This window comes from Methylobacterium mesophilicum SR1.6/6, assembly GCF_000364445.2.
GTDB lineage: Bacteria > Pseudomonadota > Alphaproteobacteria > Rhizobiales > Beijerinckiaceae > Methylobacterium > Methylobacterium mesophilicum_A.
This window is the reverse complement of record NZ_CP043538.1, coordinates 3855963-3882450: the sequence shown is the minus strand read 5'-3', so window position 1 is coordinate 3882450 and position 26488 is coordinate 3855963. Positions and strand designations below refer to the sequence as shown.

Below are 26488 nucleotides of genomic sequence, written 5' to 3'. Positions count from 1 at the left end.
GCCTGCCGCCGTCGTCGATCCGTGTCGAAGGCGTGGTCGCAGCCTGTGACCGCCGTGAACCACGCTCAGGACGTGCGCGACGCGGGTGCATGTGCCAGGCAGGCTGCGCCAGTTCATGCCGCCCGAGATACGGTTGGCGGTCGCGCCGGTGTCCTGGGACGAGCCCGGGCGTCATCTTCGTTCCACGGCTCCAGATCGTTAAGTGTTCAGCGTTAGCCGTCGCTCTCCAGGATTGGAGAAGGCACGATGGCCCGGCTCGGTTACCTGATGGTCGACGGTCTCGCGTTCGTACTGGCCGGCATTGGACTGACGGCAGCAGTAATGGGCCAAGCGCCAAAACTGCCGACTTCGGCCACGGTGCCGCCGGCAGCGCCGGCCGCGTTGGCCGAGCCTGTCACGACCGGCGCTCTCACGCCGAAGGGCGACGATGTGGCCGCCAGCAAGGCGGTCGCGCAGCCGGGACCGGTCGCTGGATCCGCCGGTGGCGCAGCCCGGGTCTGGGTCGACCCACCGCACCGCTGGACCGCCGCCGGCCGAGGGGAACCGGCGATTGATCAGGCCACCGGATTGCGCCTCCCGCGACCATAGTCCCGCCACACGATCGAGCACGGGACGAGCGCATGAGGCTGCCGCCGCGCCGAGCCCGCTTCGTCCTGGCGGCGCTCGGAATCGTCGTGCGGGCGCGGCTTGCGGATGGGGCTTGCGGGCGCGGCTTGCGGACGGGGCGGTGCTGTCGCCCGAGAGCCCGTTCGAGGCCGTCCTGAACGTCGTCCGTGCGGATGGCTGAGCTACAGCAGCGCCGCTGCCATTCGTGCGGTTCCGATATTCAGCTGTAGCATGGCTCCTCGGATCCCATTCCTATCAGCATTCGTATTGTCCTCGACAGCACTTCCAAGCTGTAAAATCGGATGGCTCAAATCTGTGCGGCAGATTGACAGCATTGCGTGTTTTCAACTTGCCGGCGGAGTTCGACCGGCACATGTCGACCCTGAGGGCGCACATCAGGAACGTACAGCATGTCAGAAGAAAACGCTGAGCTCGGCTCCAACGTCACCGCATTGACTGGCGACATCGTCGCTGCCTACGTCTCAAACAATGCCGTTCCGGTAGCGGAACTGCCGAACCTGATCCGGAGCGTGCACGGAGCCGTGGCAGGCTTGGCTTCCGGCAGCTCAGCCAACCCAGCTTCGGCAGAGCCGATCGAACGGCCTTCCGCCGCCGAAATCCGCAGGTCGATTCAGCCAAACGGGATCGTCAGCTTCCTCGACGGTCGATCCTACAAGACGCTCAAGCGGCACCTCACGGCTCACGGGCTCGAGCCCCAGGCCTACCGCGCGCGCTTCGCTCTTCCGGCGGATTACCCGATGGTAGCCCCCCGCTACGCCGCCCAACGCTCGGCGCTGGCCAAGGCGATCGGTCTCGGCCGCCCCGGTGCAATGGCCCATGCTGAGGCGAAGGGTCGTCGCAAGGCCGCCTGATCGCACTGACGCGGCGGAAAAGCAGCTCCTGCGCCCACGGGACGCCGCGCCCACGAAGCAGCGGGGTCTTCGCGTTTCGGGGCGCATCGGCATCGCGCTCATCGCCGGCCGCGCCGGAGGCGGCCGGGTCGCGGATCGGCGGCGGTCGCCGAGCTGACGGAACCCCGTGCCCGCCAGCGCGCAGACTGATCCGCGATAGCGCAGCGACAGATCCCTTCAGCCCCGCCGGCACCGGCGCGCCGGGCATTTTCGTTGAAGCTGAAAGGTCGCTCGATCTGTCATCGAGCCGGGGTTTCCTGTTTTCGTGGCGCTGGTACGGTCGCAGCCGTGTCTCCCCCTTCGACTCTTCAGAGACGCACCAGCCTTCCGCCCGCCCGGTTCGCCGCGGCGGGCTTTTTCGTGCGTCGACCTGCTAGGTGTTTGATCCCGGCGCGGCCGCGGCGATCGCCGCCGATCGGATCGGATCGGATCGCCTTCGGTCCGATGGCCGGCGACCGCCTCGCCGCGGGCCGGGCGGGCCGGTCTGGGAGTTCGTGGCGCGGGGACGTCAGAACGGCCACGCCTCGTCCTTCGGCTCCGGCATCCCTCCCTCGCCGGGTGCCACGAGCTCCACGATCTCATCGAGCGGCTGCGTCACCCGGATCGTTCGACCCGCCGCCGTGATGAAGGTCTCGTTGCGCATCAGGTCGGTATCGCTCAGCGCCTGGACGCTCGTGACACGGAGCAGGTGCCGACAGCCATCGCCGTCTTGGACCTGCAGGAAGTTCCCGACCCGTCGAACGGCCGACATGTCGCTCTCCCAATCCTTCTGCATGCCGGGCTTCAGCCGCCCTGCAGGCTCTCGGCGAAATCGTCTGGGATCTCGCCCCACTGCCCGAGGATCGTGACGCCCTCCAGCTCGCCGGTCTCGTCGTCGGCCACCACCTTCAGCGCGGCCGCGCCGGGCATCCGCTTGGCCAAGTTCTCGGCCTTCTTCAACGCACCGCTCTCTGTCTGAGCGGGCTCCTGGCGAGCCGGCCGCAGCCTCTTGCGATGGAGCTCGAAGGGCTGCACCACGAACGCCGTCTTCATCGCCATCTTCGCCTCACTTCTGCAAAAGGCGGCGTAAGCTGACGCCACGATTCGCCTTCTACCCCACTGTCCACACCCGTCCACGGCGCATTTTGGTTCGATGACCTCGCCGATTGAACCACCGGGCCGCCTGATGTTTGTTCTTCGTCTGTTCTAGCACGGCGGGACCACGGGTGCACCTCAACCGGATCGACGAACTGCTGGTCCAAAGCGCTGACGCCGTCCGCATCCCACTGATCGGACAGGCGCTGTGCGCCGGCTTCCCCTCGCCCGCGGACGACTTCGTCGAGGATGCGCTGGAGCTGCCGCGCTGGCTCGTGCCGAACCCGCCCGCCACCTTCCTGTGGCGGATCAGTGGATCGTCCATGGAGGGCGCCGGCATCTACGACCGCGATCTCGCCTGCGTCGACCGCAGCCTGAAGGCCGGTCACGGCAGCATCGTCGTGGCCGCGATCGACGGCCAGATGAGCTGCAAGCGCCTCGTCATCGAGGGCAACGTCGCCCGGCTCGCCTTCTGCAATCCCGAGATGCCCGCCTTCGCGATCGAGGAACTCGGCGAGAGCGTGCTCTGGGGCGTGGTGCGCTTCTCGATCCGCTGGCATGTGGCCCGCGGGCAGCTCTCGTGAGCACCCCCGACGCGCGCCTGCGTGACCGGATAGGCGGCGGCCGCGCCGTGGCGCTGATCGACGGCAACAGCTTCTACTGCGCGTGCGAGCGCGTGTTCGATCCCAGGCTCGCCGCGGTGCCGGTGATCGTGCTCTCCAACAACGACGGCTGCGCCATCGCCCGCACGGCCGAGGCGAAGGCGCTCGGCATCAGGATGGGCGACCCGTATTTCAAGATCCGCGACCTGTGCCGGGCCCGGGGCGTGCGGGTGTTGTCGTCGAACTACACGCTCTACGGCGACATGTCGGGGCGCACCAACGCGGTCTACCGTCGGTTCAGCCCGCAGGTGGAGATCTACTCCATCGACGAGAGCTTCCTGAACCTCGCCGACGTGGCGCCGGCCTTGCGCGTCGAACTCGCCCGGGACCTGCGGGCCACCGTCCGGACCTGGACGGGCATTCCCACCTGCGTGGGCATCGGGCCGACCAAGACGCTGGCCAAGCTCGCCAACCACATCGCCAAGTCCGTGCCGGCGCTCGACGGCGTGTGCGACCTGACCGACCCGGTGGCCTACGCGCACTGGCTGTGCCGGATCGACGTCGCGGCAGTGTGGGGCATCGGCCGCGCCTCGCTCGCCAAGCTGGAGGCCATGGGCGTCGAGAGCGTGGCGGACCTGCGCGACCTGGACCCGCGGCCGGTGCGCAAGGGCCTGACCGTCGTGGGCGAGCGCATCATCCACGAGCTGCGCGGGCTGGCCTGTCTGCCATTGGAGATGGTGCCGGCCCGGCGGAAGGGCTGCGCGGTGACGCGCTCGTTCTCCAGCCGGGTCGAGGACCGCGCGACCCTTGAGGAGGCGGTATCGGCCCACGCGACGCGGCTCGGCGAGAAGCTGCGGCGCGAGGGGCTCGGCACCAACCATGTGTCCGTCTTCTATCACACGAGCGAGCACGACCACGGTGCCCCGATGCGCTCCGTGTCCATCACGGTCACCTTGCCGGAGCACACGTCGGACACGCTGGCGCTGATCAAGGCGGCGCGGCACGGGGTGGCGAAGACGTGGCGCGAGCCGGGCGAGCGGCCCTGGCGGTACGCGAAGGCCGGCCTCGTCACCAACGACCTCGTGCCGCTGTCGCACAGCCCGCGGGCGCTGATCGGCGCGCTGGACCGGGCGCGGTCGGGGCCGCTGATGGCGGCGATGGATGCGTGCAACGCGCGCTGGGGTCGCGGCGCGGTCGTGCCGGCGCGGGCGGGCTTGGTCAGCCGGCGCGACTGGAACACCAAGTTCGAGATGCGCACGCCGCGCTACACGACCCAGGTCAGCGAACTGCCGGTCGCCCATGCGTGACGGTCGTCGCTCACGTCTCGGCGTTCCCGCGGATGCCGCGCGTGGCAAGCCATTCGCGCCCGGCCGGCGTGAGGCGCCCCGCGTGCCGACCGGTTTGCCCGCGGGTCGCGCGTTCCCCGACGTCCCTGAACTCGCGCAGCGCCGGCATCGCGGTTGGATCGGCGTCGTGGCACAGGCCGCCGGGGCTGGCGGCGACGGCTCGCAGCGCTGCAAGGTGGCGACCGCGGGCTGGCGCCGGCGGTTCGGCGGGCGCGCCGACGGCTCTTGCGGCGGACCGGGCGAGTCCATCATCCCGTACTCGATCGCGAGCGCGAGCAACGCGCCATCCATCAGCGTTTCGCCAGCGACGCGCCGAGCGGAAACTCGTCGCTCCAGGGTTCGACGCTAGGGCCGCGGGCCCGGAGCGCGTCGGCGGCCTCCGCGCCAGGACCGGCAATCTCGCTCCCGTCGCTACTGCGCCGCGATGAGCATCCAATTGCGGGCCCGGGCCAGACGATCATCGTCCGGCAACAGCGGCATGTCGGCGATGACGCGCTCCACGATATGGCGCGTGGTCGCCTCGTCGAGGCCGAGGCCCTCCGCGAAGCCGTAGAGCTGCCTCATCAGGCGGGCGACGACGACCTCGTGCTCGTGGTTGGGCTCCTCGCTCAACGCTTCGTCACCCTCCGCCGCCGCTCCAGCGGCAAAGCCTTGCCGAGGAGGCCGATCCTCTGGATGATCGGCTCGGCCGGCGTGCCGGAGGTCGTTTCGCACGCGCGCGCGACCGCCGCTCGGATGGGCTTCAGCGCCTCGACAGGATCCGTCGGAGGCGCAGGCTCTGACGCCATCACCGCCACCTCTCCTCCTTGCAGGCGAGAAGGTAGGACACGTGCATGCAGCGCGATTGCGCCGCCTGCGATCTCGCGTCCGCCATGCAGGCCTCCATGCCCATGGAGAGCAGTCCACGATCCAGGTCTCTTTCGGAGGCGCACGTGAAGATCGGCTCGAAGCCCTCGAAGCGGCTGACCTGCCAGAAGATGGCGACGATCGAGAGCAGGCAGAATGCTGCGACCAGGATCTTGCTGTCGTAGAACCAATGCCGGCCCGCGGCTGTGGCCACCGCCTCGCTCACCCCGTCACCGGATGGGCCGGCAGGATTGTGGTCCGGACCATGGTGCGCCTCCCCGCCACCTTGTCTTCAGCGCCTCGGCCGCGCCCGCGTTCGTCCGGACCCTCTCGACGCGGTCGAGGGTCCAGGCCTTCGCGAGCGGGTAGGCCTCGCTTGCCTAAGTCGATGCCCTGGGTCGAGGCGATCACCATCCACGAGAGCTACTGCAAGCCAGAGGCAGCGTCGAGCAGCCCGTGACGACGCAGGACCGTCCTCAATCCGGGTGTACGTCCTTCAATTCGAACAGCATCGTCCCAGGCCTCAGATCGGCCGAACCTTCTCCCGCCAAGATGACCAGCGGCCAATGCGACGTGTCGTTCGGACGACCCGAGTGGCGGCGCGTATGCTTCGCCCACGCCGTCGCTTCGCGAATGGCAACGTCCAGATCGCGAGCTTCGAAGTGGAAGCGCTTGAACGAGGTCTGGCCACTCAGTTGGCCCAACGTGAAATCGTAAAGCGGCATGGACCTGTTCCAATGGAAGATGCGCATTGCAAGCCAGAGGCTTCGCCTTGTCGCCGGGCGCTGAAGCCTGGATCGAAGCGCCTGGATGGCTGACCGACGCGGCGCGCTTCAATGCCGAAGCCGATACGTGTCGCGCTTGGCCTCTGTGTCGATGACGGGAGGCAGGCTGAGCTGTCGGGCGAGCGAGACCAGATCCTTGAGCCGGCCCGTCTGGGTCTTGCGGCGCAGGTTGAGCCGGTGGGTCTCGACGGTGCGCACGCTCAGCGCCAGCCGCCGGGCGACCTCCTTGTTGCTGAAGCCGGAGCTGAGGAAGCGCAGCACCTCGGCCTCGCGGGGCGTGAGGCCCAGGCTGTCGGCCGCCTCGCTCGCCGCCGCACCGGGCTGCTCCGGCGGCGTCAGGCAGTCCGAGCCCTCCGCGAGCGCCAGCAGCGCGGCGCCGAGTTCCCGGGGCGACTTCGAGCGCGCCACGAACGCGTCGACGCCCGCAGCCAGCAGCGCGCGCAGGTCATCCGCCGCGAGCGCGCCGAAGGCCACCAGCGTGCGCAGGTTGGGCTGACGCTCCTTCAGGCCGACGATGCGGGCGATCCCGTCGGCGAGCCGGATCTCGTCGAGGAAGATCAGCGCGACGGTCGTGTCGGTGTTCGCCCGATCCAGATCCGCCTCGCCGATCGTGTGGAGCTCGGGCATGTGCTCCAGTGTCGCGCGAACAGTCGCGCTCAGGTCCTGCGGTTCATCAAGGATCAGGACGCCAACGGCCGTACTCATGACCTCGCACCTCTCTCTCCCGGCTTGAGACAAGTGGCCGGGCTCGGGTACGTAGTTTCAATTCTTATTCCAGATTTTTCGCGCCGATATTGATCAAAAATGCACCTTCCAGCGGAAGGTAAATACCTGTGGCGCACAAGATTGTCTCAATCTGGAACGCCCAGTTTCGAGGGGCGCGCTGAATCAACTTTCCCAGCGAATGACTGTCTGCCCAAGCTGCCACGTACCCAGGTGAAACGCATCGTCAGGTGCGCGCTCGCGACAGCGGCGCTCCGAAGTCGCCCTTCTTCGCGTCCTCCCGACCGCGCTTGATGCGGCGATCCGATCGGCGATGCGGAGGCGGGCCGCCAGTTCGAGCGCAGGGCGCAGGCCCCGCGCCCTCTCGATCCCGAACCCGGCGAGCAGGCCGCGGATCATGGTCACCAGCTGCGTGCGTTGCTTGGCCAGCCGGTCGCGCGTCCGGGACGCGTACCGTATGACATCATGGCACCGTCTTTAACGCAAAGCTCATTGTGGAAGATGGACGGCAATCTCTGTTGTCGTGCTGACGGAGCTCTGCGCTTTCTTTGGACGCCGATGTGATCCTGAGCCCGCGCAGCAGGGATCCGCGCATTTGCCCCCATCCGGCAACAGCACCTGAGAGAAAATCTCTCGGCAGCATTGCACCTTGCAAATCAAGGCACAGCAATATCGGAGACTCTGTCAGAGATCGGCCGGGGCTGCCAGATATGGCTCAGCTCTGACGACTGGTATTGAGGTCGCCAGCAGGCCGCCTGCCTGAGCCGGATTTGCACCGGTCCGCCTCTGGGCTGCAACGCACGGAAGCGGACCTCGCTGTGTCGGTCAGATGTTTACAATCATCAAGGATAATATCGAACAAGATAGGGTCCGGTGGGGTGCAAGTTTCCAGATATGCGCCCGTTTTATCTTCACAGGATACTTACTGTGAAGGCAATGACGTCGCTATTAAAATATCAAATTTGATATCGAATTTTGGACTATTCATGTATTTGATTCGGCAGCTCATTTGATTTGACAGCCAATTTTTGTACATTTGCGATGCACATGTGGATAGCGGAAAGCAGGCCGACCCCGAAGAGGCTTGCTGTAGAATCATCCGTTTCGATCGTTTCGACAGCAGCGCGGAGTTTTTCCGCTAATACCATCAAGTCTTGGGCTCCCGCGTGAATGTGTGGCAGCCGCGATCCAAGATCGATTCCACCGTCATGCGCTTGGCTCAGGCCCAACGCGAGGCGGCACATATGTGCTCCGTCGCGGCGCGCCGTAGGGAAGATGCTCACGTTCGACATCAGTCTTTGCCCCTCGATCAAGCGGCCATGCTGTGGGAGGCATCCCGTACTTGTTGGGACGCACTCGCGATCTCTCGTGTGGCGATCGCGATGACGCTCACACCTTGGCTGATCTCTGTCACGGCGGCCGTCATCGCGTGCATGCTGGCCGACATCTCCTGCGCGACCGCGGCTTGCTGCTCGACCGAGGCCGAGATCGCGCTTGAGATCGCATTGACCTCGCCGATCGTCTCGCCAATGCCCGAGATCGCAGCGGCGGCCTCGGTCGCGGCGGCCTGGGTCTGTCGGATCTGAGCGCTGATGTTGTCGGTCGCTTTCGCGGTCTGGGCTGCCAACTCCTTGACCTCGGCAGCCACGACCGCAAACCCTTTGCCGGCTTCCCCAGCCCGCGCCGCCTCGATGGTCGCGTTCAAGGCGAGCAGGTTCGTTTGGCTGGCGATGCCGTTGATCATATCCACCACCTCGCCGATGCGCTGGGCCGCGGCCGCGAGGCCGCCGACGACGATCGAGGTCGCTTCCGACTGATCGACGGCGCGCCGCGATACGGCGAGGGCGCGCCCCACCTGCTGGCTGATCTCACGAACCGACGCCGCCAGTTCCTCGGCACCGGCCGCGACATTCTGCGCGTTGCCGGCCGCCTGCTCGGAAGCGCTGGCCGCGCCAACCGCCTGCTCTGACGCCTTTGAGACAGATGCGGCGATCCCGTCGAGGTCGGCGTCGACCGCCTTCTGAAGGCGATCCCGCTCAAGGCGCTTGTGGGCTGCCGCTGTGATGTCGGTGGCAAACTTCACGACCTTAACCAGCTTGCCTGACGCATCAGCGACAGGGTTGTAAGTCGCTTGGATGTAGACGACGCGTCCGCCCCTCCCGACTCGTTTGTACTCGGCCTGTTGGAACTCTCCTTGACGCAGGCTGCTCCAGAACCGATCGTATTCCGGGCCAAGCTCAGCCGGATCTACGAACACACGATGCTGTCTTCCTCTGATCTCGTCGAGAGTGTAGCCGACCAGAGCTAGAAAATTTGGGTTGGCGGTGATGACGGTGCCGTCGAGATTGAACTCGATGATGCCCTGCGATCGGTCAAGCGCACGCAATTTGCCTTCGCAATCGGCATTCCACAGCTTCTGCTTGGTGATATCGTGCGCGAATTTGATGACGCCGTAAGGTTTGCCGTTGCGGCCGATCAGCGGTGAGTAGCTCGCTTGGATCCACACTTGGCGGCCGTCCTTGCCGATCCGCTTGTACTCCGCTGTCTGAAACTCTCCCCGCCGCAGTGCGGCCCAGAACTGTTCATAGGCTGATCCCTGTTCTGCGGGATCTACGAATGTTCGATGGTGTTTACCTTTAATCTCATCGAGCTTGTAACCCAGCGCATTCAAGAAATTGTCATTTGCCCATCTCACCGTGCCATCGAGCGCAAATTCAATCACAGCCTGCGAAGCGTAGGCTGCATTCAACTTCGCATCGTTTTTGCGATAGGCGAACATCAGATTTTCCTCGATCCTATAAGTGCTCAAAAGGCCGGTTTTAGTTGTACTCGATCGTATTTTGCTAGATTCTTGATTGCGCGACCGGTGCGCATTCACGGCGCCGAGAATTTGTGACGGGATTTGTATCAAACCGCACACATGGAGGTCCGGCTTGAGAGATGTGGAAGAAAACCTGCCATGCCGTGAGGCATGTGCCGCCGCCTATGCCGGCCCACCGATCAGGCCGGAGCTTTGCCAAGACCGACGTGGTGAGCGCATCAGGAGCTTCAGCCCGTGGGATTTCCGCCAGCATGCCGACTGATGCACGACGACACCGGGTCGAGGGTTCGCCGGATGGCCGGACAATAACTGCTTTTGGAACAAGCCGATGGCTGTCCTGCGGACGACCCGGTTCGGTTGCGGCAAGCTGCTCAGGCTGGAAACTGGTCGATCCGCCCTCATGCGGCGATACAAGAGCGTGGACGCGGCCATCTTGTCCAATCGAAACTCGTCGCAGTGTGTCGGAGAGTGGGCCTGCGGGAAGTCTGATGGCTTGGAACAACGGCGCTGATCTATCCTACAAGTCGCGCTGAATAATCAGTCCGTACCAACCTTGACCAAGCTACCTCTCATACCCTGAGGATCAATGATAAGCTTGAACCAAACAGGAGTTCGCAGGACGTACCACGCCACTCTGACGCCGGGCTGAATCCATTGCCACCACCTCGGTGAGAACACCTTGTCGATCGGAGGCCGCTAGCACGCGCAGCTGTGCATCCACGCGCAGAACCCTGGTGCGGGCTGGACTTGCACCGCAAAGTGGCGCGCTCTCTTCCTGGAGGAGGGGCCCGATGGCAGACCGGAGGCGGACATGGCCACTGAGCTCGAGCGCCTGCGACGCGAGCACGCGGTGCTGCGCCAGGAGCGGGAGATCCTGAAGCGGGCGACGGCCTTTTTCGGCCCGAGGAGGGACGTCGATGAGGTTCCGCCTTCGTCGAGGCGGCCAAGAACGACTTCCCGGTCGCGCGCCTGTGCAAGGTTCTCGACGTCAATCCGAGCGGCGCCTTAGCCTCGAAGAAGCGTCCGGCCTCGATGCGGCAGCGCGAGGATCTCGTCCTGCTCGCCCATGTCCGGCGCGCCGGCCGGTTACATCGATGGCTTCCACAATCCCCGACGCCGTCACGCGGCGCTCGGCTTCACCAGCCCCACCCAGTTCGAAAGGGGCATCGCTCCCCAAACTGCTCTCACTCAACTGAAGCTAGTCCAAGCTGAAGCTAGTCCAAGCACGACCTGCTCCTCGTCTTCGGTCTTGGCTGATCCTCTCAAACAGCTTGGCCCAAAGCTAGCCGGCCAAGCGCCAGCTATTCGCCGCACGATCAGGAACCGGGCGGCGTGCCGCGGAGCCTGATCGTCGCGGCTTGCGGGCGATCGGCCTTCCGCCCGCCATCCGGCGCACGACGCTGGGCGTGCAGCCCCGGCTTCTCGTTGTCATGCGCTGTCCGACGTCATGCATTGTTCGACGCCGGACCGGCATCGGCTTCCGCGGAGAGCGTTCTCGCCTAGCCCGTCTGGTCCCGCCGGGTCAGCTGTTTGACCAGGGCGGCCAGCTTCTCCTCGGCCGCCTTCAGCGCGACCCGCGAACTGTGTCCGGGCGGCGTACCGTCAGCGGCCGCGCGCAGTCTCGCGATGATGCCCTGGGTTTCCTCGACCTCGGCATCGAGCGCCGCGCGCTCACCAGATCGGTCTCCAGCCATGTCGGTCCTCCTGGGCTTGCACGCCCTCGCGCAAGCCAGGGCAGCGGCCCACTGAGTTAGGCCATCCGCCCCGCGAGACGAGCCTCACGCGGCGTATCCCCGGCCGCTTCAATCGCGCCGCGCTTCGGCACTGGCGCGTGCGAGCACGGCCCGGAGCGCCGCGCGGCCCTCCACCGCGAACCAGGCGCGCAGCATGCCGCTGGTCTCGGGTCGGTCGCCCGGCCGCTCGCGGAACAGGTCCGCGTAGCGGGCCAACTCGCGCTCGACGAACATGTCGAGGTAAGCGGAGCCCTTCGCCTTCGCGAGGTCGACGAGGGCGTCCTCAAGGACACGCTCCATCATCTCCCCGACCATGGCCGAGACGTAGACCGCTTCCGCGCTGCCCTGCTCCAGATCCTGCAATCGACCCTCGATGACCGCGACGGTTGCCCCTCGGCTGCGTCACCGTCCTATGCGCCACCGCAGGTCCGACGCAAGGCGCGCCGCAACGCCCGCGGACGCCGCAGCAGCCGGCAGGGTGCCGCCGGACGCGCAGGCGGGACAGGAAGACCCGCCCGGTCCACGTCAAGGAGGTCCACGTCCAGGACGGCCGTTCGCCGCTGCGGGGCGCCGTGATGCCTCAGGAGGCCCGGTTCAGGCGGGCTGGCGTCTGCGCCTGCGCCGCAGAACGACGACCGTGAAGCCCGCCAGGAGCAGGCCGAGGCCGGCATTCAGCTCAGGCGTCGGCGCGCCACCGGACCCGCTCCCCCAACTTGGCTCCGCCGCGCTCATGGATCCGAAGCCGAGAAGGGTGTCGCCGGACCGACCGCCCGAGCCGGCGAAGGCCGAGCTCTTGCCCTGGCCGCCGCCGCCGGCCGCGGAAGCTTCAGATGTGCGGACCCCACTCGTCGAGACGGCGGCGAGGCTCACGTGCAGATCGCCCACGGACGGCCGGCCGGCCTGATCGTTCGTGACAGCATTGCCGCTTCCACCCGCGACCGGGCCGCATAAACAGCGACCGATCTCAGTAAAAAAGCATATTCCTACGTAGTTCATGGCCGATGCTCAAATTATTGGTCATGTATCGACTCATTACAGGAAACGTTCCCATCGCAACATCGGGTTGCGGTGAACGGTCGTGAATCACAGTAAAAACTGCGTTTAAGCTTAGCGCGATTGCGCATCCCGCGATTGCGACCGTGTCCGGCGCGGGATTCCGATGACGTCTGGGCACGGCTCCAGGCCTCTGTGGACGCGCGCCCTTGCGCCGAACCGGCGTCCACGTCGGTGGGGAACGCTCTAATGCGCCGGTCCGCGCGCGGACGGGCGCCAGCTCATCCCGTAATCCGGGCGGGCGTCGGCCTGCGAGATGGCCGAGCCGTCCGCATCGAGCCGCGTGAGTCCGCCGACCAGCGCCAGCATCCCGAGCCCGATCGCCACCGAGGCCAGGAGCACCGTGGCTTGGTCCGCGTGCCGGCCAGTCCGGGCGATCGCGAAGGCGCCCAGCGTGAACACGAGTGCGGTGGCAGAAGCCAGCTTGAGAGCGTCGAGCATCGGCGCGCCTCCCGGGGAAGCCATGCGCGGATGACGGGTCCTGCGCAAGGCAGCTCTCACGCCTGACTGGTCGACCCGGTCAAGCGCGCCGTGCTCGGGGGCCGCATGCTCCACGGCCATGGCTGCGGCAGAGCCTTCGGTCGAATGTCCCGGTAAGCCGTCCTCCCGCCCGCGGCCGGTTCTCGGCGCGATGACGGGTTCCGATCCAGCGCGTCAGGACATCCGGACACCGACCATGAGACAGCTCCTCGCGTTCACGTCGGCCATGATCGTGTGTGCCGGTGCCGCTCTGGCACAGACCGATCCGCCGGACCGGGATTGCAGCCACGATCCCGAGACGACGGGCTCGCTCTCCCTCGACCCGCGCAGCCTGCACCTCCCGGCCGCGAGGCCCGGAAGGGTCGAGGTGACCCCTCCCGAGGACAGCTGGCAGGAGGAGGCCCGTGAGAATGCCGAGCAGCGCAGGCGCGATCTTCTCGCCTGCGGTGTGGATTGAGGGAGGCTCGCCGCTGCACTCGCCGCTGCGGCCTGCCGGCCGGCCGCGGGGTTGGACCTCGATCCCGCGCGGCTCAGCCGATCGCCCAGAGCAGCGGCAAGGCTCCGATCAGGAACAGGGCGGACGAGAGGAGGACGGCGGCACTCTCGCGGTGCCGGAGGAGAAGAGCGTGGGGGAACGCGAGCATGACGCAAGCCGGATCGACGGTGGGCGCCGGAAGGAACGCTCCCGAATCGTGACCGAACGGGGGCGTCCGGCGGCCTCCGCGGGCGATCCGCGGAGGCTGTCGCTTCCCGGTGACAGGTGGCGTCCCGGGCCGGGAGACGGATCGCGGCGGGAGGGCCGGCCCCGCGGGCCGGCCCTGCGACCGGTCCGCGACCTCAGGCGAACATGTCGGGCTGGGTCTCGGCGATGTGGCTGTACAGCGTCTGGAAGTGCAGCCAGCCGATATAGTCGCTGCCCACGTGCTCGCGGCTGTAGCGGGCGGTCTTCTCCGAGAGGAGCTGCGGCTTGATGCCGGTCGACTCGACCAGGAGCTGCTGCTGGCAGGCCCGCTCCAGGGCGATGAACCAGAAGGCCGCGTCGTCGATGCTGTGCTGCGAGCAGGTCAGCAGGCCGTGGTTCTGGTGCAGCACGCCGCGGTTGCGGCCGATCTGCTGGGCGACCGAGAGGCCGCTCTCCTTCTCTACCGCCACGGCGCCCGCCGAGGCGCCGATCACCGCGTGGCTGTTGTAGAAGGCCGCCGCGTCCTGGCTGATCATCTCGAGCGGCCGGCCGGTGGCGCACCACGCGGTGCCGTAGGTGGTGTGGGCGTGGCACATGGCCATCACCTCCGGGTACTCCTCGTGCACGGCGGCGTGCAGCACGAAGCCCGCGCGGTTGATGGCGTGGCGCCCCTCGACCACCCGGCCCTTGTGGTCGGCCAGGATCAGGTTCGACATCCGCACCTGCGAGAAGTGCACGCACATCGGGTTGGTCCAGTACAGCTCCGGACGCTCCGGGTCGCGGATCGTCAGGTGCCCGGCGAAGCCGTAGTCGAAGCCGTGCATCGCGAAGGCGCGGCAGGCGGCCACGAGGTGCTTCTTGCGGTAGTCGCGCTCCTCGGCGTGGTTGGCGAATTCGGGGATCTCCGGGAAGATCAGGCCGGCCTGCTCGGGCTGGTAGATCGAGGTCCGCTTGCGGCCGGCATCGTCGTTCGGCAGGTCGAGGGCGGCGGTCTCGTCGTGGGAATGATCGTCGAGCATGGCGTGTCCTTTCGTCGGGTGAGAGGGGATGGGGTGAGGGGGCGTCAGCGGTTGACGAGGCGCTTGGGCACCGTCAGCGCCAGGAGGCTGCCCAGGGCGAGGCACGCGGCGAGGGTGTAGACGCCGAGGCTCGTGGACTTGGTGGTGTCGATGATCCAGCCGATCAGGTAGGGGCTCACGAAGCCCGCGAGGTTGCCGACCGAGTTGATCACCGCGATGCCGGTGGCGGCGGCCGCCCCCGCCAGGATGGCGGTCGGCAGGCACCAGAACTGAGCGAGCGTCACCAGCACGCCGATGGTCGCCACGGTGAGCGCCGCCTCGGCGACGATCAGGTCCGTGCTGAACCGGATGCTGACCAGCCAGCCCACCACCCCGACGAGGCCCGGCACCGTGATGTGCCAGCGCCGCTCCCGGGCCGCGTCGGACAGGCGCCCGACCGTGACCATCGCCACCGCGGCGGCGCCGTAGGGCAGCATCGTCAGGAGGCCGATCTGCAGCGGGTCGGAGACGCCCGCGCCCTTGATCAGGGTCGGCAGCCAGAAGCCGACGCCGTAGAGACCCATAATGAAGAAGAAGTAGATCCCGCAGAGCAGCCAGACCCAGCCGCTGGTGAAGCCGTCGCGGAAGCGGTGGGCGGTGACGGTGGCGCCGTCGGCCGCGATGTTGCGGGCGAGCAGCGCCTTCTCGTCGGCGCTCAGCCACTTGGCCTTCTGGATGCCGTCGTCGAGGTAGGCCAGCACGCAGAAGCCCAGCACGAAGGACGGCAGCGCCTCGATCAGGAACAGCCACTGCCAGCCGGCGAGCCCGCCCATGCCGGCGAAGGCGTTCATGATCCAGCCGGAGACAGGGCCGCCGACGAGGCCGGCGACCGGGATGCCGGTCATGAACAGCGCGATGATGCCGCCCCGGCGCTCGGACGGGTACCAGTAGGTCAGGTACAGGATGACGCCCGGGAACAGCCCGGCCTCGGCGAGGCCCAGCAGGAAGCGCAGGACGTAGAACCACGTCGGCGAGGTCACGAACATCATGGCCGCCGAGATCACGGCCCAGCTCAGCATGACCCGGGCGATCCAGACCCGGGCGCCGACCTTGTGGAGGATCATGTTGCTCGGCACCTCGAACAGGAAGTAGCCGATGAAGAAGATCCCGGCGCCCAGCCCGTAGACCGTCTCGCTGAACTGCAGGTCGCTCAGCATCTGCAGCTTGGCGAAGCCGACATTGACGCGGTCGAGATAGGCGGCGACGTAGCAGGCGAACAGGAACGGCACGAGGCGCCATGTGACCTTGCGGTAGACCCGCGTCGTCTCGTCGATACTGGGCTCGACGAGGGTCATGACCCCCTGTGCCATCCGGATGTCTCCCTAGACTTGTCGTTCCGCAACCGTCTGCGCGGCGCGGGCGGCACTATCGTGCGCCGTCGATTCGTTGACAAACGACGATTTTTCACGCTTTTCATGAATTCAATTCATGGATTGACGCATGCGGCGGATCCCGAGCTTCCCCGCCCTGCGGGCCTTCGAATCTGCGGCCCGGCTCGGCAGCTTCGCCCGGGCGAGCGCGGAGCTGCACCTCACGCCCTCGGCGGTGAGCCACCAGATCCGGGCGCTGGAGCGCTGGTTCGAACGGCCCCTGTTCCGGAGGGCGAACCGGCAGGCGACGCTCACCGCGGATGGCGCGCGTTTGCTCGCGGGACTGACAGGCGCCTTCGACGCGATCGAGGCGCTCTGCGCGGAACTCAGCCCGCCGCCGCCCGCGGCTCTGGCCGCCGCGCTCGCCGTCCACTGCACGCCGAGCTTCGCGGCGAAGTGGCTCGGTCCGCGGCTGCCCGCCTTCGTGGAGGCCCATCCCGGCATCGCCATCCGCCTGTCCACCAGCGCCGACCCGGTGGATCTCGGGCGACACGGGGAGATCGACATCCTGATCGCCTACGGCCGGCCGCCCCGCGGTCCCGGCCTGACCGTCGAGTCCCTCGGGCCGGAGGAGATCGCGGCCCTGTGCACGCCGGAGGTCGCCCGGGCGGCGGGGCCGGTCGGGCCGGGGCTCGCCGAGCGCTTCACCCGGCTCGACTCGTCCTTCAGCCCGGTGCGCTGGCCGGACTGGTTCGCCCAGAACGGCCTGACCGTCCCGGCCGGGACCGCGGGCGCGGCCTTCGACCGGGGCTCGCTGGTGATCTCGGCGGCCGTCCAGGGGCTCGGGGTCGCCCTGGAGACGCTGCGGTTCGCGCGCGACGAGCTCGGCGCCGGACAGCTGGTGCGCCTCGGCGGCGACCGGGCCGAGAGTCTCACCCGCGACCTCCACTTCATCTGCTACCGCGAGCGCGACGAGACGCTGGCGAAGATCCGAGCCTTCCGCCGCTGGCTGCTCGACGTGGAGGCGGAGAGCCGGGCGGGGCAGGAGACATCCGCCTGACGCGCGCACCGTCGCGGGGCGAGATCGCTTCGGCGACAGGCCCCGGGTCTCACGCCGTCGTTCCGGGGCGCCGCAGGCGAGCCCGGACCCGAAGGGGCACGCCGGAGGCGGGCAACCCAGATCCGCTGTCGGCGCAGGGTTTTGGCACGTCGGCGGGTCTGGATCCCGGGCTCCGCCGCGCGGCCCCGGGACGACGAAGGGGCCATCGCGCCACGCTTTTGGTCTCCGCCGTCGCGGTCCTTTGCGTGGGCGTCTGCGCCTTCCAGTGCTAGGTCCGTCTTCAAGCACAAGGCCAACGCGGCGGAGCCCGGCCCCGACCGTGCGCCGATCAGGGAGAACGCCCCATGTCCCTCTTCGCAAAGCTGCAGCGGCGCGCCGGCGAGGGCCGGCCCGTCCGGGTCGGCCTGATCGGGGCCGGCAAGTTCGGCTCCATGTACCTGTCCCAGGCGCCACGCACCCCCGGCATCCACCTGACCGCGCTGGCCGACCTGTCGCCGGACCGGGCGCGCGCGTCGCTGCGCCGGGTGGGCTGGGACGACGCCCGCTTCGCCGCGCGCGGGCTGGAGGAGGCCGCGCGGGACGGCACCACCTTCGTCACCGCGGATGCCGACGCGATGATCGCGAGCCCCTTCGTGGACATCGTCATCGACGCCACCGGCAGCCCCGCCGCCGGCATCCGCCACGCGCTCAAGGCCTTCGCGCACGGAAAGCACGTCGTGATGGTCAACGTCGAGGCCGACGTGCTCGCCGGGCCGCTGCTGGCGCGCAGGGCCGCCGAGGCCGGGGTGATCTACTCCATGGCCTCGGGCGACCAGCCGGCGCTGATCGCCGAGCTGGTCGACTGGGCGCGCACGATCGGGCTGGAGGTGGTCTGCGCCGGCAAGGGCACCAAGTACCTGCCGGCCTACCACGCCTCCACGCCCGACACGGTCTGGGGCCATTACGGGTTCAGCGAGGACCAGGTCGCGGGCGGCGACTTCAACCCGCAGATGTTCAACTCCTTCCTGGACGGCACCAAGTCGGCGCTGGAGATGGCCGCGGTGGCCAATGCCTGCGGGCTGACGCCCCCGCGCGACGGCCTCGCCTTCCCGCCCTGCGGCGTCGACGACCTGCCGAGCGTCCTGCGGCCCGCGGCGGATGGCGGAATCCTGGCGGAGCGCGGCACGGTCGAGGTGGTCTCGTCCCTGGAGCGGGACGGACGGCCGGTGTTCCGGGACCTGCGCTGGGGCGTCTACGCGGTGTTCGCGGCACCGAGTCCTTACGTGCGCAACTGCTTCGCCCAGTACGGCCTGAAGACCGACGACAGCGGGCTCTACGCCGCCACCTACAAGCCCTACCACCTGATCGGCCTGGAACTCGGGATCTCGGTGGCCTCCATCGCGGTCCGCGGCGAGGCCACGGGGGCGACGGGCGACTGGCGCGGCGACGTGGCGGCCACCGCCAAGCGGGCCCTGCGGGCGGGGGAGACGCTCGACGGGGAGGGCGGCTTCACCGTCTACGGCAAGCTGATCCCGGCGGCCGACGCCCTGGCGCAGGACGCCCTGCCGATCGGTCTCGCCCACAACATGGTCCTGAAGACCGACGTTCCCGCGGGGCGGATCGTGCGCTGGAGCGACGTGGCGTTCGACGCGGGGCAGGAGGCGATCCGCGTCCGGCGCGACATGGAGGACCTGTTCCGGACGGAGTGGGGTGGCGCGGCTGGTTGATCCGGATCCGGATGACATCAGAAACATCGCCGCTTCTCTCCCTCCCCCCCTCTGCGGGGGAGGGCGGGAGAGGGGAGCGACGGTGCAGACCGAAGCGCCGGCCTTCACGACGGCTCTATTAAATCCTGAAGCCGGGCTCCCCTCTTGCGGGACTACGTCCCGGCCCGACCGCCTTCGGGGGCCACCCTCCCCCGCACAGGGGGGAGGGAAATCCGCGGAGCCGTTCAGCCCCTCTCCGATGGAGACGTGTGAACATGCAAGTCCGCAGACTATCCGCACTGCGCCGCGCCTTCCTCCTCGCGGCCCTCGCCTGCGCGGGGCCGGCGCGGGCCGGCTGGACGGGGCCGGAGGGCCAGCCGCTCTTCGTCAACGAGGCGAATCCGAAGGGCTACAACTACGCCCCGAGCCTGATCACCGAGAACGGGACCACCGACATCTGGTGGTGCGGGCAGGGCAAGACCGACGTCATCTATCATCGCGCCTACGACCCGCAGACCGGCTTCTCGCCGGCCCGGATCGTGTTCCAGCCGACGCCCGGGTCCTGGAACCGCCAGTACGTCTGCGATCCGAGCGTGATCAAGGGCAGCTTCACCAACCCGGTCGACGGCCAGCGCTACGCCTACGCGATGTACTATTCCGGTGCCGACAACCTGCCGGGGCACAACAACCAGACGGGGCTCGCCTTCTCCAACGACAAGGTCACCTGGGTGGATTATCCGAACCCGGTGATCGCGCCCCTCAACCCGGCCGTCGCCCAGGGCAATTACGGCGCGGGGCAGCCGGCGACCGTCAGCCTCGACGGCCGGTCGAGCCTCATGGTCTTCACCACCGACCTGACTGGGCCGCAGGGCGTGGCCGGCTTCGGCGACCTCTACGTGCGGCGCACGGCCGACGGGGTGCATTTCGATCCGCCGGTGCGGGTCCCGAACGGGACCGCCGACGGCACGACGATCAACCCGAACTCCGATTTCGGCTACGACCCGGCCTCCGGCGAGATCTACGTGATCACCGGCCTCGCGGGCCGCAACTGCCAGCAGGTCGCCTGCAAGGATCCGGCTCGCAACCCCGATCGCGAGACCTACCAGATGGGTCTCTACCGGATGCCGCTCAAAACCCTGCTCAGCGGCACGCCCGCGCGCTGGACGCCGGCCGGCACCCTGAACTCCGACGTCACGGGCTTCTATCTCAATCACAGCCCCGGCTTTCAGCGCGATGCCCGCGGAACCCTCACGCCGTTCCTGCCTGCCGTCACGGTGTTCTTCTCGGGCGGCGATCCCTATCCCGGCACGTGGCGCATCGCGACCGCGACGCTCGACCCGGCCTCCGACCGCGTGCCCCTGAAGCGGGCGGTCGGGCCGGCCGGGCACTGGGTCACCACGGGCTACACGGCGCCGGACTACACGATCGAATCCACCCTCGGATCCGTGTTCACGCTGCCCCGGCCCGGCACCGCGAAGCTGATGAGCTGCGTGGCCGGCGCCGACCACTTCCTCAGCCGCGACCCGAACTGCGAGGGGCACACGCCGCTGGGGCAGACCGGCTACGTCTACGAGGCCCCGCACCGGGGCAGCCACCCGCTCTACCGCTGCAACGCCGGCGGCCACGACCACTTCGTGTCGCTGGACAAGGGCTGCGAGGGGCAGACCGCCGAGGGCCTTCTGGGCTACGCGCTGGACTGAGCCGCCGTCGTTGCGAGCGTAAGCGAAGCCATCCAGGGCAGCGCCACGTTTTCCGAACCTCGCGCGACCCTGGGTCGCTCCGCTTCGCTCGCGATGACGGTGGGAAACACCCTCACCCCGCCGCCAGCGCCTCCGCCTTCGCGCGCCCGCCGAGATAGGCCGACCGGATCTCGTCATTCGCCCAGAGCGATTCCGGATCGCCCGAGAGGACCAGCCGCCCGGTCTCCAGCACGTAGCCGCGGTCGGCCACCGAGAGGCCCATTCGGGCGTTCTGCTCGACCAGCAGCACCGTGGTGCCGCGGCGGCGCACCTCGGCGATGATCGCGAACACCGCCTGGACGATCACCGGGGCGAGGCCGAGCGAGGGCTCGTCGAGGAGCAGGATGCGGGGCTTGGCCATCAGGCCGCGGGCGAGCGCCACCATCTGGAGCTGGCCGCCCGACAGCGTCCAGCCCAGCGCGTCGCCGAACCGGCGGATATCCGGGAACAGGTCGAACATCGCCTCGACCTCGTCGCGCAGCGCCCGCTTGGACAGGCCCGACCGGTTCGAGGCGCCCAGCATGATGTTCTCGCGCACCGTCAGCCCCGGGAAGACCCGGCGGCCCTCCGGCACGTGGGCGACGCCGAGGCGCACGATCGCCTCGGGCTTCAGGCCCTCCAGGGGCTTGCCCTCCAGCAGGATCGTGCCGGCGGCGGGCCGCACCAGTCCCGAGATCGCCTTCAGGGTGGTGGACTTGCCGGCGCCGTTGGAGCCCAAGAGCGTCACCACCTCCCCGGCGCCGACCGAGAAGGACAGGCCGCGCACGGCCTCGATCTCGCCGTAGCGGACCACGAGGTCGCGGATCTCCAGGAGGGGCGTCGTCATCGCGGCACTCACACCGGTGCGAGGTCGGTCTTGAGGCTCGCCGCCGGGCCGGCGGCGGCGTCCTCGCCGAGATAGGCCTGGATCACCGCCGGCTCGCGCAGCACGGTCGCGGTGACGCCGTCGGCGATGCGGCGGCCGAAATTCAGCACGGTGACGTGGCTCGCCACGTCGCTCACCAGCGTCATGTCGTGGTCGATGATCAGGATGGTCAGGCCCTTGGCGGCCATCCGGCGCAGGAGCACCGTCAGGGCGTTCTTCTCGCTGGAATTGAGCCCGGCGGCCGGCTCGTCGAGGAGGAGCAGCACGGGGTTGCCGGCCAGCGCCCGGGCGATCTCGATCAGCCGCTGGTGGCCGTACGAGAAGCCCGAGATCGGCTCCTCCGCCCGCCCCTCCAGGCCGACGAAGGCCAAGGCCGCTCGGGCGCGGGCCTCCAGGCTCGCCCGGTCGCTCGCGCCCAGCGGGTTGTTGGGCCGCTCGGCGCCGATGACGACGTTCTCCAGGGCGCTCATCGAGCGGAACAGGCGGATGTTCTGGAAGGTGCGCCCGATCCCGGCGGCCGCCCGCCGGTGCGGCGGCAGGCGCGTGACGTCCTGCCCGGCGAGCCGCACGGTGCCGCCCGTGGGGCTGTAGAGGCCCGAGAGGACGTTGAGCGTCGTGGTCTTGCCCGAGCCGTTCGGGCCGATCAGCGCGTGGATGCCGCCCCGCGCCACCGTGAAGCTCACCGCGTCCACGGCCTTGAGGCCGCCGAAATGCTTGGCGAGCTCCGACACCTCCAGCATCGGCGCCCCGGAGGCCTCGCCCTGGCTCAGGGTCAGCTCGGCGGCGGGGGCCGGGGCCGGGCGGGCCCGGCGCAGGCGCCGGACCTGATCGCCCAGAAAACCCCAGATCCCGTCCGGCATGAACACCACGATCAGGATCACCGCGAGCCCGTAGATCGCGAGGTAGAGCCCCGGGATCTCCTTGAGGAAGCGGAGCCATTCCGGGATCAGGATCAGCAGGGCGGTGCCGATCACGGCGCCGACCGGCGAGCCGACGCCGCCGAGCAGCGCCATCGTCAGGAAGACGATCGACTCGGCGAAGGAGAACTGGTCCGGGCTGATATAGGTGAAGCTGCCGGCAAACAGCCCGCCGCCGAGCCCCGCCAGCAGCGCCCCCAGGGCGAAGGCCGCGACCTTGGTGCGGTAGATGTCGATGCCCGACACCCCCGCCGCCAGCTCGTTGTCGCGCACCGCCCGCATGGCGCGCCCGAGGCGGGTCCGCGGCATGTGCCAGACCAGCCAGCCGACGATCGCCAGCACCAGCACGCAGAGCGCGAGGTAGCTCTGCCCGTCGGCGAACAGGGCCGGGCGGCGGATGTTCGGCACGCCGTCGGGCCCGTGGGTGACGGGGATCCAGTTGGTCAGCACCAGGGTCAGGATCTGCTGGAACGAGATCGTCACCATGGCGAGGTAGTGGCCGCCGAGGCGCAGCGTCGAGGCGCCGAGCGCAGCGCCGAGCACCACCGCGAGGCCGAGGCCGGTGATGAGGCAGATCCAGAAGTTCAGCCCCCCGTCGACCGTGCCGAGGCCGACCGCGTAGGCGCCGATCCCGAAGAAGCCCGCCTGGGCGAGGTTGATCTGCCCGCACAGACCCAGCACCACGGTGAGCCCGATCACCGCGATGGCGTAGGTCGCCGCCTGCATCAGGATGTTGAGGGCGTAGCCGTTGAGCGGCGTCGTGGCGGCGAGCGCCACGAGGCCGGCGGCCAGGACCGCGTAGGCGAGGCTGCCGAGGGGGAACCGACGCGGGGCGGGCACCGGCGCCGCGGCGGCGATGGGGGAGGGGGTGCCGCTCATGCCGTCCTCACGCCTTCTCCGCCACGCGCTCGCCGAACAGGCCCTGCGGGCGCACGACCAGGAAGACGATCAGGACCAGGAACGCGAAGGCGTCCTTGTAGGGCACCGAGACGTAGGCCGCCCCGAAGGTCTCGATGATGCCGAGGGCGAGACCCCCGATGATCGCCCCGGTGACGTCGCCGAAGCCGCCGATGATGGTCGCCGCGAAGGCCTTCAGCGCGATGGTGGCGCCCATCTGGATCGACACGAACAGCACCGGCGCCACCAGGATGCCGGCGATGCCGCCGAGCACGGCGCTGTACACGAAGGTCAGCATGATCATCCCGGCCACCGGGATGCCCAGCAGGGCGGCCATTTCCTTGTCCTGCGAGGTCGCCTGCAGCTTCTTGCCGACGAGCGTGTGCTCGAAGAACCAGTACTGGAACGCCACCAGGGCCGCCGTCACCGCGATGATCAGCAGGTACTGGCTGTCGAGGAAGACCGGGCCGAGCAGGAACCCCTGCGTCTCGAAGACGGGCGGGAGCACCTGCGGCTGCGGCCCGTAGAGGGCGAGCGTGGTGTTGGCCAGGAAGATCGATGCGCCGATGGTGGAGATGATCACCGGCAGGTAGCTGCGGTGGCGCAGGGGATAGTAGACGCCGAGGTTGAACAGGGCGCCGAGCAGCGCCATCCCGCCCAAGGTGAGGAGCAGCGACAGCCAGTAGGGCCACTGGAGGTCGACGGCGAAGACCACCATCAGGAAGGCCGCCACCATCGAGAACTCGCCTTGGGCGAAGTTCACCACGTTGGTGGCGCGGAAGATCAGCACGAAGCCGAGCGCCACCAGGGCGTAGACGGAGCCGATGCCGATCCCGGTGAAGAGAAGCTGCAGGATCAGGTCCATGCGGTCCGCACTCTCATGTGTCCTTCGGTGATGGGTCCGATGGTCCTGGAGCCGTGCCCGATCGCGGGCGGCTTATGCCGTTCACGCAGCCGGGTCGGAGACGTCTCCGCGCCTCTCCCTCCCCCCTCTGCGGGGGAGGGAAGGCGCGCCGGCAGGAAACACGCGCATCTCAACCCTTGTAGAAGTCGATCCGCCGGTCGAAGACGATGTTGCCCTTGTCGTTGCGCACGACGTTGTAGCCGTGCAGGCCGTCGCCGTTCTTGTCGAAGTTGTAGGTGCCCTCGGCGCCCTCGTGGCCGCGCACCGCCAGGATCGCCTCGCGGATCGCCTGCGGGTCGGTCTTGCCCGCCGCGTTGATCGCCTTGGCCAGCACCGTCACGGCGTCGAAGGTCCAGGACGACTGGTTGTCGGGGGCGATCTTCATCACCGCCCGGTAGGCCTTGCCGTAGGCGCGGGCGGCGTCGCTCGATTCCTCGGCGTAGTCGGCCACGCCGTAGGTGCCGTACAGCGACGGCCCGGCGAGCTTCAGGGCGGTCACGTTGGTGATCGACGGCGAGCCGACCCAGGGCGCGGTGACGCCGAGCTGGCGCAGCTGCCGGGCGAAGATGCCGATGTCGTTCTCGAAGGTGAAGTACGAGCCGATCACGTCGGCGCCCGACTGGCGGATCGCCAGCACCACCGGGGTGAAGTCCTGGCTCTGGTTGGTGTAGCCCTGGTCGAGGGCGACCGTGGCGCCGCCCTTGCCGAGGCTCTCGGTCAGCGCCTTGGCGCCGCTGGTGCCGAAGGCGTCGGTGGAGTGGATGATCGCCCACTTCTTCTTGCCGAGCCCGTTGACGCCGTGCTCGGCGATCACCTGGGCCGAGAAGCTGTCGTTGGGCCGGAAGCGGAACAGCCACGGATTGCCGAGCTGTGTCAGCACCGGGTCGGTGCCGCCGAAGCAGACCGGCTTGCCCGTCTTCAGGATGTCGGGCGCCATGGCGTGGTTCTGGGTCGATCGGATCGAGCCCAGGAAGCCCACGAGGTCGCTCTGCGAGGCGAGCTTGGAGAAGGCGAAGACCGCGCCGGGATTGGTGGTCTGGTCGTCCTCGGTGACGATCTCCAGCGGCTTGCCCAGCACCCCGCCCGCCTTGTTGACCGCCTCCAGGGCGATCTTGGCGCCGGCGAGCGCGTAGCGCCCGGCATCGGCGCCGGGGCCGGTCACCGGCAGCACCATGCCGATCCGCACCGTCGACCCGGCGCCCTGCGCGCAGGCCGAGCGGATCACCCCCGGCGCCAGACCGCCCGCGAGCGCGGAGGCGGCACCGGTCAGAAAAACGCGACGCGTCGTCGTCATTGGCGTATCCGTCCCATCGCCGATGCTCGAGGCCCGGCGTTGGCGTGGATGCTCCATACCGGATGCCAAGATGTCCATCCCGCCAGCCACCCGAGCTTCACGGAAATGAGAGGATGGCCCGGGATCGTCACTCGGGATCACGCGCGGTGAATGCGGATTGCGGGATGGGCTGTCGTCGAGCAGGGGGCGTCGTACGACACCCGCGCCGTCATTCCGGGCTCGCCTGCGCAGTTCCGGAATGACAGGTTAACAGTCCTGGCGCAGAGGGCAGTCATGGGAGCCCAGGCCCCTGATCTTGGGAGCAGCGGACGCCCGCAATCGCTCCGTGAGGCTTGGCAGTTCGTGAGGCTTGGCAGTCGGACTGGATGTGATCTTTTTTGAATGTTGTATTCTCATCGAGTCGTCTGAAGGAAAACATCTGGATGACAGTGTCATCGCGGCATTCGGGCGCCGGGTATTCCGGTGGACAGGCGCCGGAGCACACGCTTTAATCGTTCAAAATCGAGATGGCCCCGCCGAAGGGGCAGGCGGGTACCATCCGCCGGGAGGAACGATGAGGCTCGTAGACAGGCGCACGCCGGTCGACCGGCGGACTTTCCTCAAGGGTGCGGCCGCCGCCGCACCGGCGGCCGCACTGGCCTCCAGGGTCACCTCCGAGGCCTGGGCCGAGGGCGCGCAGGCGCTCACCCCCCACAGCCTCAAGACCCTGGTGCTAATGGCGCGGGACATCTACCCGCACGACCAGCTCTCGGACCAATACTACCGCACCGCGATCCTGCCCTGGGACGCCAAGGCAGCCGCGGATGCCGGCACCCGCACCCTGCTGGAGGAGGGCGTCGCCGGCCTCGACGCCGCCGCGAAGGCCCAGCACGGCAAACCCTATCTCGACGTCGGCTGGGAGGACGACCGGGTGCCCCTGCTGCGGGGCATCGAGACGGGCGAGTTCTTCAAGAAGATCCGCGCCGATCTGGTCGTCTCGCTCTACAACCAGAAGCCGCTGTGGCGGAAGCTCGGCTACGAGGGCTCCTCGGCGGAGCACGGCGGCTACCTGGAGCGCGGGTTCAACGACATCGACTGGGTCGACAAGGTCTGAGGGG

General features: G+C 68.3%; 27 protein-coding genes and 2 pseudogenes. 10 read left to right on the top strand and 19 right to left on the bottom strand.

Going from position 1 to position 26488, the window contains the following annotated elements; translation table 11 throughout:
- Window positions 1-246 precede the first annotated feature (246 nt).
- Both MMSR116_RS18635 and MMSR116_RS18630 read left to right on the top strand, forming a co-directional pair.
- Window positions 247-588 (top strand): hypothetical protein, encoded by a 342-nt coding sequence (locus tag MMSR116_RS18635; RefSeq protein ID WP_010687629.1) that lies wholly within the window; start codon window positions 247-249, stop codon window positions 586-588.
- Window positions 589-1016: 428 nt separating this feature from the next.
- A complete protein-coding gene (locus MMSR116_RS18630) occupies window positions 1017-1478 on the top strand; it encodes a MucR family transcriptional regulator (RefSeq protein WP_010687628.1) in 462 nt (153 codons plus the stop codon).
- A gap of 547 nt (window positions 1479-2025) precedes the next feature.
- On the opposite strand, the gene MMSR116_RS18625 is transcribed toward MMSR116_RS18630, so the two are convergent.
- Entirely contained in the window at window positions 2026-2268 is a 243-nt protein-coding gene (locus tag MMSR116_RS18625; protein ID WP_010687627.1) for a hypothetical protein, read from the bottom strand.
- A gap of 32 nt (window positions 2269-2300) precedes the next feature.
- A complete protein-coding gene (locus MMSR116_RS18620; RefSeq protein WP_010687626.1) occupies window positions 2301-2555 on the bottom strand; it encodes a hypothetical protein in 255 nt (84 codons plus the stop codon).
- Window positions 2556-2722: 167 nt separating this feature from the next.
- Here MMSR116_RS18620 and MMSR116_RS18615 point away from each other — a divergent pair, with 167 nt between their 5' ends.
- Together MMSR116_RS18615 and MMSR116_RS18610 are read left to right on the top strand one after the other, a co-directional pair.
- Window positions 2723-3175, top strand: coding sequence for a LexA family protein (locus MMSR116_RS18615; protein WP_010687625.1), 453 nt, complete (start codon window positions 2723-2725; stop codon window positions 3173-3175).
- A complete protein-coding gene (locus MMSR116_RS18610; RefSeq protein ID WP_039894979.1) occupies window positions 3172-4500 on the top strand; it encodes a Y-family DNA polymerase in 1329 nt (442 codons plus the stop codon). The genes MMSR116_RS18615 and MMSR116_RS18610 overlap by 4 nt, the downstream gene beginning before the upstream one ends.
- 450 nt (window positions 4501-4950) lie before the next feature.
- Here the strand turns inward: MMSR116_RS18610 and MMSR116_RS18605 are convergent, their stop codons facing one another.
- The 7 genes and pseudogenes from MMSR116_RS18605 to MMSR116_RS18575 form a co-directional block, all read right to left on the bottom strand.
- On the bottom strand, window positions 4951-5151 hold the full coding sequence (locus MMSR116_RS18605; protein WP_010687623.1) for a hypothetical protein: 201 nt from the start codon (window positions 5149-5151) through the stop codon (window positions 4951-4953).
- A gap of 175 nt (window positions 5152-5326) precedes the next feature.
- Entirely contained in the window at window positions 5327-5599 is a 273-nt protein-coding gene (locus MMSR116_RS18600; RefSeq protein WP_010687621.1) for a hypothetical protein, read from the bottom strand.
- 262 nt (window positions 5600-5861) lie between these two features.
- Entirely contained in the window at window positions 5862-6110 is a 249-nt protein-coding gene (locus MMSR116_RS18595; RefSeq protein ID WP_010687620.1) for a hypothetical protein, read from the bottom strand.
- Window positions 6111-6218: 108 nt separating this feature from the next.
- A complete protein-coding gene (locus tag MMSR116_RS18590; protein WP_010687619.1) occupies window positions 6219-6875 on the bottom strand; it encodes a LuxR C-terminal-related transcriptional regulator in 657 nt (218 codons plus the stop codon).
- 324 nt (window positions 6876-7199) lie between these two features.
- Window positions 7200-7337 (bottom strand): annotated as a pseudogene (locus tag MMSR116_RS18585) (IS110 family transposase); the annotation flags it as partial.
- Window positions 7338-7873: 536 nt separating this feature from the next.
- Complete coding sequence (locus MMSR116_RS18580; RefSeq protein WP_158169033.1) at window positions 7874-8176, bottom strand: hypothetical protein; 303 nt, start codon at window positions 8174-8176, stop codon at window positions 7874-7876.
- A 26-nt stretch (window positions 8177-8202) separates the two neighbouring features.
- Window positions 8203-9672 carry a methyl-accepting chemotaxis protein gene (locus MMSR116_RS18575; RefSeq protein WP_010687617.1) on the bottom strand — a complete coding sequence of 490 codons (1470 nt, stop codon included), beginning with the start codon at window positions 9670-9672 and terminating at the stop codon, window positions 8203-8205.
- 695 nt (window positions 9673-10367) lie between these two features.
- Between MMSR116_RS18575 and MMSR116_RS32555 the strand changes: the two are divergent.
- Window positions 10368-10827 (top strand): annotated as a pseudogene (locus tag MMSR116_RS32555) (IS3 family transposase); the annotation flags it as partial.
- Between the two features lie 386 nt (window positions 10828-11213).
- On the opposite strand, the gene MMSR116_RS18565 reads toward MMSR116_RS32555, so the two are convergent.
- The 4 genes from MMSR116_RS18565 to MMSR116_RS18550 all read right to left on the bottom strand — a co-directional run bounded on the left by MMSR116_RS18565 (window position 11214) and on the right by MMSR116_RS18550 (window position 12941).
- Window positions 11214-11408: a hypothetical protein gene (locus MMSR116_RS18565; RefSeq protein WP_010687615.1), complete on the bottom strand. Its 195-nt coding sequence runs from the start codon at window positions 11406-11408 to the stop codon at window positions 11214-11216.
- A 108-nt stretch (window positions 11409-11516) separates the two neighbouring features.
- Entirely contained in the window at window positions 11517-11810 is a 294-nt protein-coding gene (locus MMSR116_RS18560) for a hypothetical protein (protein WP_010687614.1), read from the bottom strand.
- A 231-nt stretch (window positions 11811-12041) separates the two neighbouring features.
- On the bottom strand, window positions 12042-12317 hold the full coding sequence (locus MMSR116_RS18555) for a hypothetical protein (protein ID WP_158169031.1): 276 nt from the start codon (window positions 12315-12317) through the stop codon (window positions 12042-12044).
- Between the two features lie 369 nt (window positions 12318-12686).
- Window positions 12687-12941, bottom strand: a complete 255-nt coding sequence (locus MMSR116_RS18550; protein ID WP_010687612.1) for a hypothetical protein — start codon at window positions 12939-12941, stop codon at window positions 12687-12689.
- A 235-nt stretch (window positions 12942-13176) separates the two neighbouring features.
- Between MMSR116_RS18550 and MMSR116_RS18545 the strand changes: the two genes are divergently transcribed.
- A complete protein-coding gene (locus tag MMSR116_RS18545) occupies window positions 13177-13437 on the top strand; it encodes a hypothetical protein (RefSeq protein WP_010687611.1) in 261 nt (86 codons plus the stop codon).
- A 380-nt stretch (window positions 13438-13817) separates the two neighbouring features.
- Here MMSR116_RS18545 and MMSR116_RS18540 read toward each other — a convergent pair whose 3' ends face one another.
- Complete coding sequence (locus tag MMSR116_RS18540) at window positions 13818-14681, bottom strand: class II aldolase/adducin family protein (RefSeq protein ID WP_010687610.1); 864 nt, start codon at window positions 14679-14681, stop codon at window positions 13818-13820.
- A 44-nt stretch (window positions 14682-14725) separates the two neighbouring features.
- On the bottom strand, window positions 14726-16030 hold the full coding sequence (locus MMSR116_RS18535; protein ID WP_010687609.1) for an MFS transporter: 1305 nt from the start codon (window positions 16028-16030) through the stop codon (window positions 14726-14728).
- A gap of 130 nt (window positions 16031-16160) precedes the next feature.
- On the opposite strand from MMSR116_RS18535, the gene MMSR116_RS18530 reads away from it, so the two are divergent.
- The 3 genes from MMSR116_RS18530 to MMSR116_RS18520 all read left to right on the top strand — a co-directional run bounded on the left by MMSR116_RS18530 (window position 16161) and on the right by MMSR116_RS18520 (window position 20475).
- The gene (locus MMSR116_RS18530) at window positions 16161-17090 is read left to right on the top strand and encodes a LysR substrate-binding domain-containing protein (protein ID WP_010687608.1); all 930 of its coding nucleotides are present in this window, start codon (window positions 16161-16163) and stop codon (window positions 17088-17090) included.
- 344 nt (window positions 17091-17434) lie between these two features.
- On the top strand, window positions 17435-18796 hold the full coding sequence (locus MMSR116_RS18525) for an NAD(P)H-dependent oxidoreductase (RefSeq protein WP_010687607.1): 1362 nt from the start codon (window positions 17435-17437) through the stop codon (window positions 18794-18796).
- A 254-nt stretch (window positions 18797-19050) separates the two neighbouring features.
- Window positions 19051-20475: a hypothetical protein gene (locus MMSR116_RS18520; RefSeq protein ID WP_010687606.1), complete on the top strand. Its 1425-nt coding sequence runs from the start codon at window positions 19051-19053 to the stop codon at window positions 20473-20475.
- Between the two features lie 112 nt (window positions 20476-20587).
- Here MMSR116_RS18520 and MMSR116_RS18515 read toward each other — a convergent pair whose 3' ends face one another.
- From MMSR116_RS18515 to MMSR116_RS18500, 4 genes are all read right to left on the bottom strand, one after another.
- Window positions 20588-21340 (bottom strand): ABC transporter ATP-binding protein, encoded by a 753-nt coding sequence (locus tag MMSR116_RS18515; protein ID WP_010687605.1) that lies wholly within the window; start codon window positions 21338-21340, stop codon window positions 20588-20590.
- 8 nt (window positions 21341-21348) lie between these two features.
- Window positions 21349-23175 carry a branched-chain amino acid ABC transporter ATP-binding protein/permease gene (locus tag MMSR116_RS18510; protein WP_010687604.1) on the bottom strand — a complete coding sequence of 609 codons (1827 nt, stop codon included), beginning with the start codon at window positions 23173-23175 and terminating at the stop codon, window positions 21349-21351.
- Between the two features lie 7 nt (window positions 23176-23182).
- Window positions 23183-24058, bottom strand: coding sequence for a branched-chain amino acid ABC transporter permease (locus MMSR116_RS18505; protein WP_010687603.1), 876 nt, complete (start codon window positions 24056-24058; stop codon window positions 23183-23185).
- A 169-nt stretch (window positions 24059-24227) separates the two neighbouring features.
- Entirely contained in the window at window positions 24228-25391 is a 1164-nt protein-coding gene (locus tag MMSR116_RS18500) for an ABC transporter substrate-binding protein (RefSeq protein WP_010687602.1), read from the bottom strand.
- Window positions 25392-25944: 553 nt separating this feature from the next.
- On the opposite strand from MMSR116_RS18500, the gene MMSR116_RS18495 reads away from it, so the two are divergent.
- Window positions 25945-26484 (top strand): twin-arginine translocation signal domain-containing protein, encoded by a 540-nt coding sequence (locus tag MMSR116_RS18495; RefSeq protein ID WP_010687601.1) that lies wholly within the window; start codon window positions 25945-25947, stop codon window positions 26482-26484.
- The last annotated feature ends 4 nt before the right edge of the window (window positions 26485-26488 follow it).

Bases quoted from the DNA above. Each gene is read 5' to 3' on its own strand.
- MMSR116_RS18635 (WP_010687629.1), top strand. From the start codon at position 247: ATGGCCCGGCTCGGTTACCTGATGGTCGACGGTCTCGCGTTCGTACTG.
- MMSR116_RS18630 (WP_010687628.1), top strand. From the start codon at position 1,017: ATGTCAGAAGAAAACGCTGAGCTCGGCTCCAACGTCACCGCATTGACT.
- MMSR116_RS18625 (WP_010687627.1), bottom strand. From the start codon at position 2,268: ATGTCGGCCGTTCGACGGGTCGGGAACTTCCTGCAGGTCCAAGACGGC.
- MMSR116_RS18620 (WP_010687626.1), bottom strand. From the start codon at position 2,555: ATGGCGATGAAGACGGCGTTCGTGGTGCAGCCCTTCGAGCTCCATCGC.
- MMSR116_RS18595 (WP_010687620.1), bottom strand. From the start codon at position 6,110: ATGCCGCTTTACGATTTCACGTTGGGCCAACTGAGTGGCCAGACCTCG.
- MMSR116_RS18590 (WP_010687619.1), bottom strand. From the start codon at position 6,875: ATGAGTACGGCCGTTGGCGTCCTGATCCTTGATGAACCGCAGGACCTG.
- MMSR116_RS18575 (WP_010687617.1), bottom strand. From the start codon at position 9,672: ATGTTCGCCTATCGCAAAAACGATGCGAAGTTGAATGCAGCCTACGCT.
- MMSR116_RS18565 (WP_010687615.1), bottom strand. From the start codon at position 11,408: ATGGCTGGAGACCGATCTGGTGAGCGCGCGGCGCTCGATGCCGAGGTC.
- MMSR116_RS18550 (WP_010687612.1), bottom strand. From the start codon at position 12,941: ATGCTCGACGCTCTCAAGCTGGCTTCTGCCACCGCACTCGTGTTCACG.
- MMSR116_RS18545 (WP_010687611.1), top strand. From the start codon at position 13,177: ATGAGACAGCTCCTCGCGTTCACGTCGGCCATGATCGTGTGTGCCGGT.
- MMSR116_RS18540 (WP_010687610.1), bottom strand. From the start codon at position 14,681: ATGCTCGACGATCATTCCCACGACGAGACCGCCGCCCTCGACCTGCCG.
- MMSR116_RS18535 (WP_010687609.1), bottom strand. From the start codon at position 16,030: ATGGCACAGGGGGTCATGACCCTCGTCGAGCCCAGTATCGACGAGACG.
- MMSR116_RS18530 (WP_010687608.1), top strand. From the start codon at position 16,161: ATGCGGCGGATCCCGAGCTTCCCCGCCCTGCGGGCCTTCGAATCTGCG.
- MMSR116_RS18525 (WP_010687607.1), top strand. From the start codon at position 17,435: ATGTCCCTCTTCGCAAAGCTGCAGCGGCGCGCCGGCGAGGGCCGGCCC.
- MMSR116_RS18520 (WP_010687606.1), top strand. From the start codon at position 19,051: ATGCAAGTCCGCAGACTATCCGCACTGCGCCGCGCCTTCCTCCTCGCG.
- MMSR116_RS18515 (WP_010687605.1), bottom strand. From the start codon at position 21,340: ATGACGACGCCCCTCCTGGAGATCCGCGACCTCGTGGTCCGCTACGGC.
- MMSR116_RS18510 (WP_010687604.1), bottom strand. From the start codon at position 23,175: ATGAGCGGCACCCCCTCCCCCATCGCCGCCGCGGCGCCGGTGCCCGCC.
- MMSR116_RS18505 (WP_010687603.1), bottom strand. From the start codon at position 24,058: ATGGACCTGATCCTGCAGCTTCTCTTCACCGGGATCGGCATCGGCTCC.
- MMSR116_RS18500 (WP_010687602.1), bottom strand. From the start codon at position 25,391: ATGACGACGACGCGTCGCGTTTTTCTGACCGGTGCCGCCTCCGCGCTC.
- MMSR116_RS18495 (WP_010687601.1), top strand. From the start codon at position 25,945: ATGAGGCTCGTAGACAGGCGCACGCCGGTCGACCGGCGGACTTTCCTC.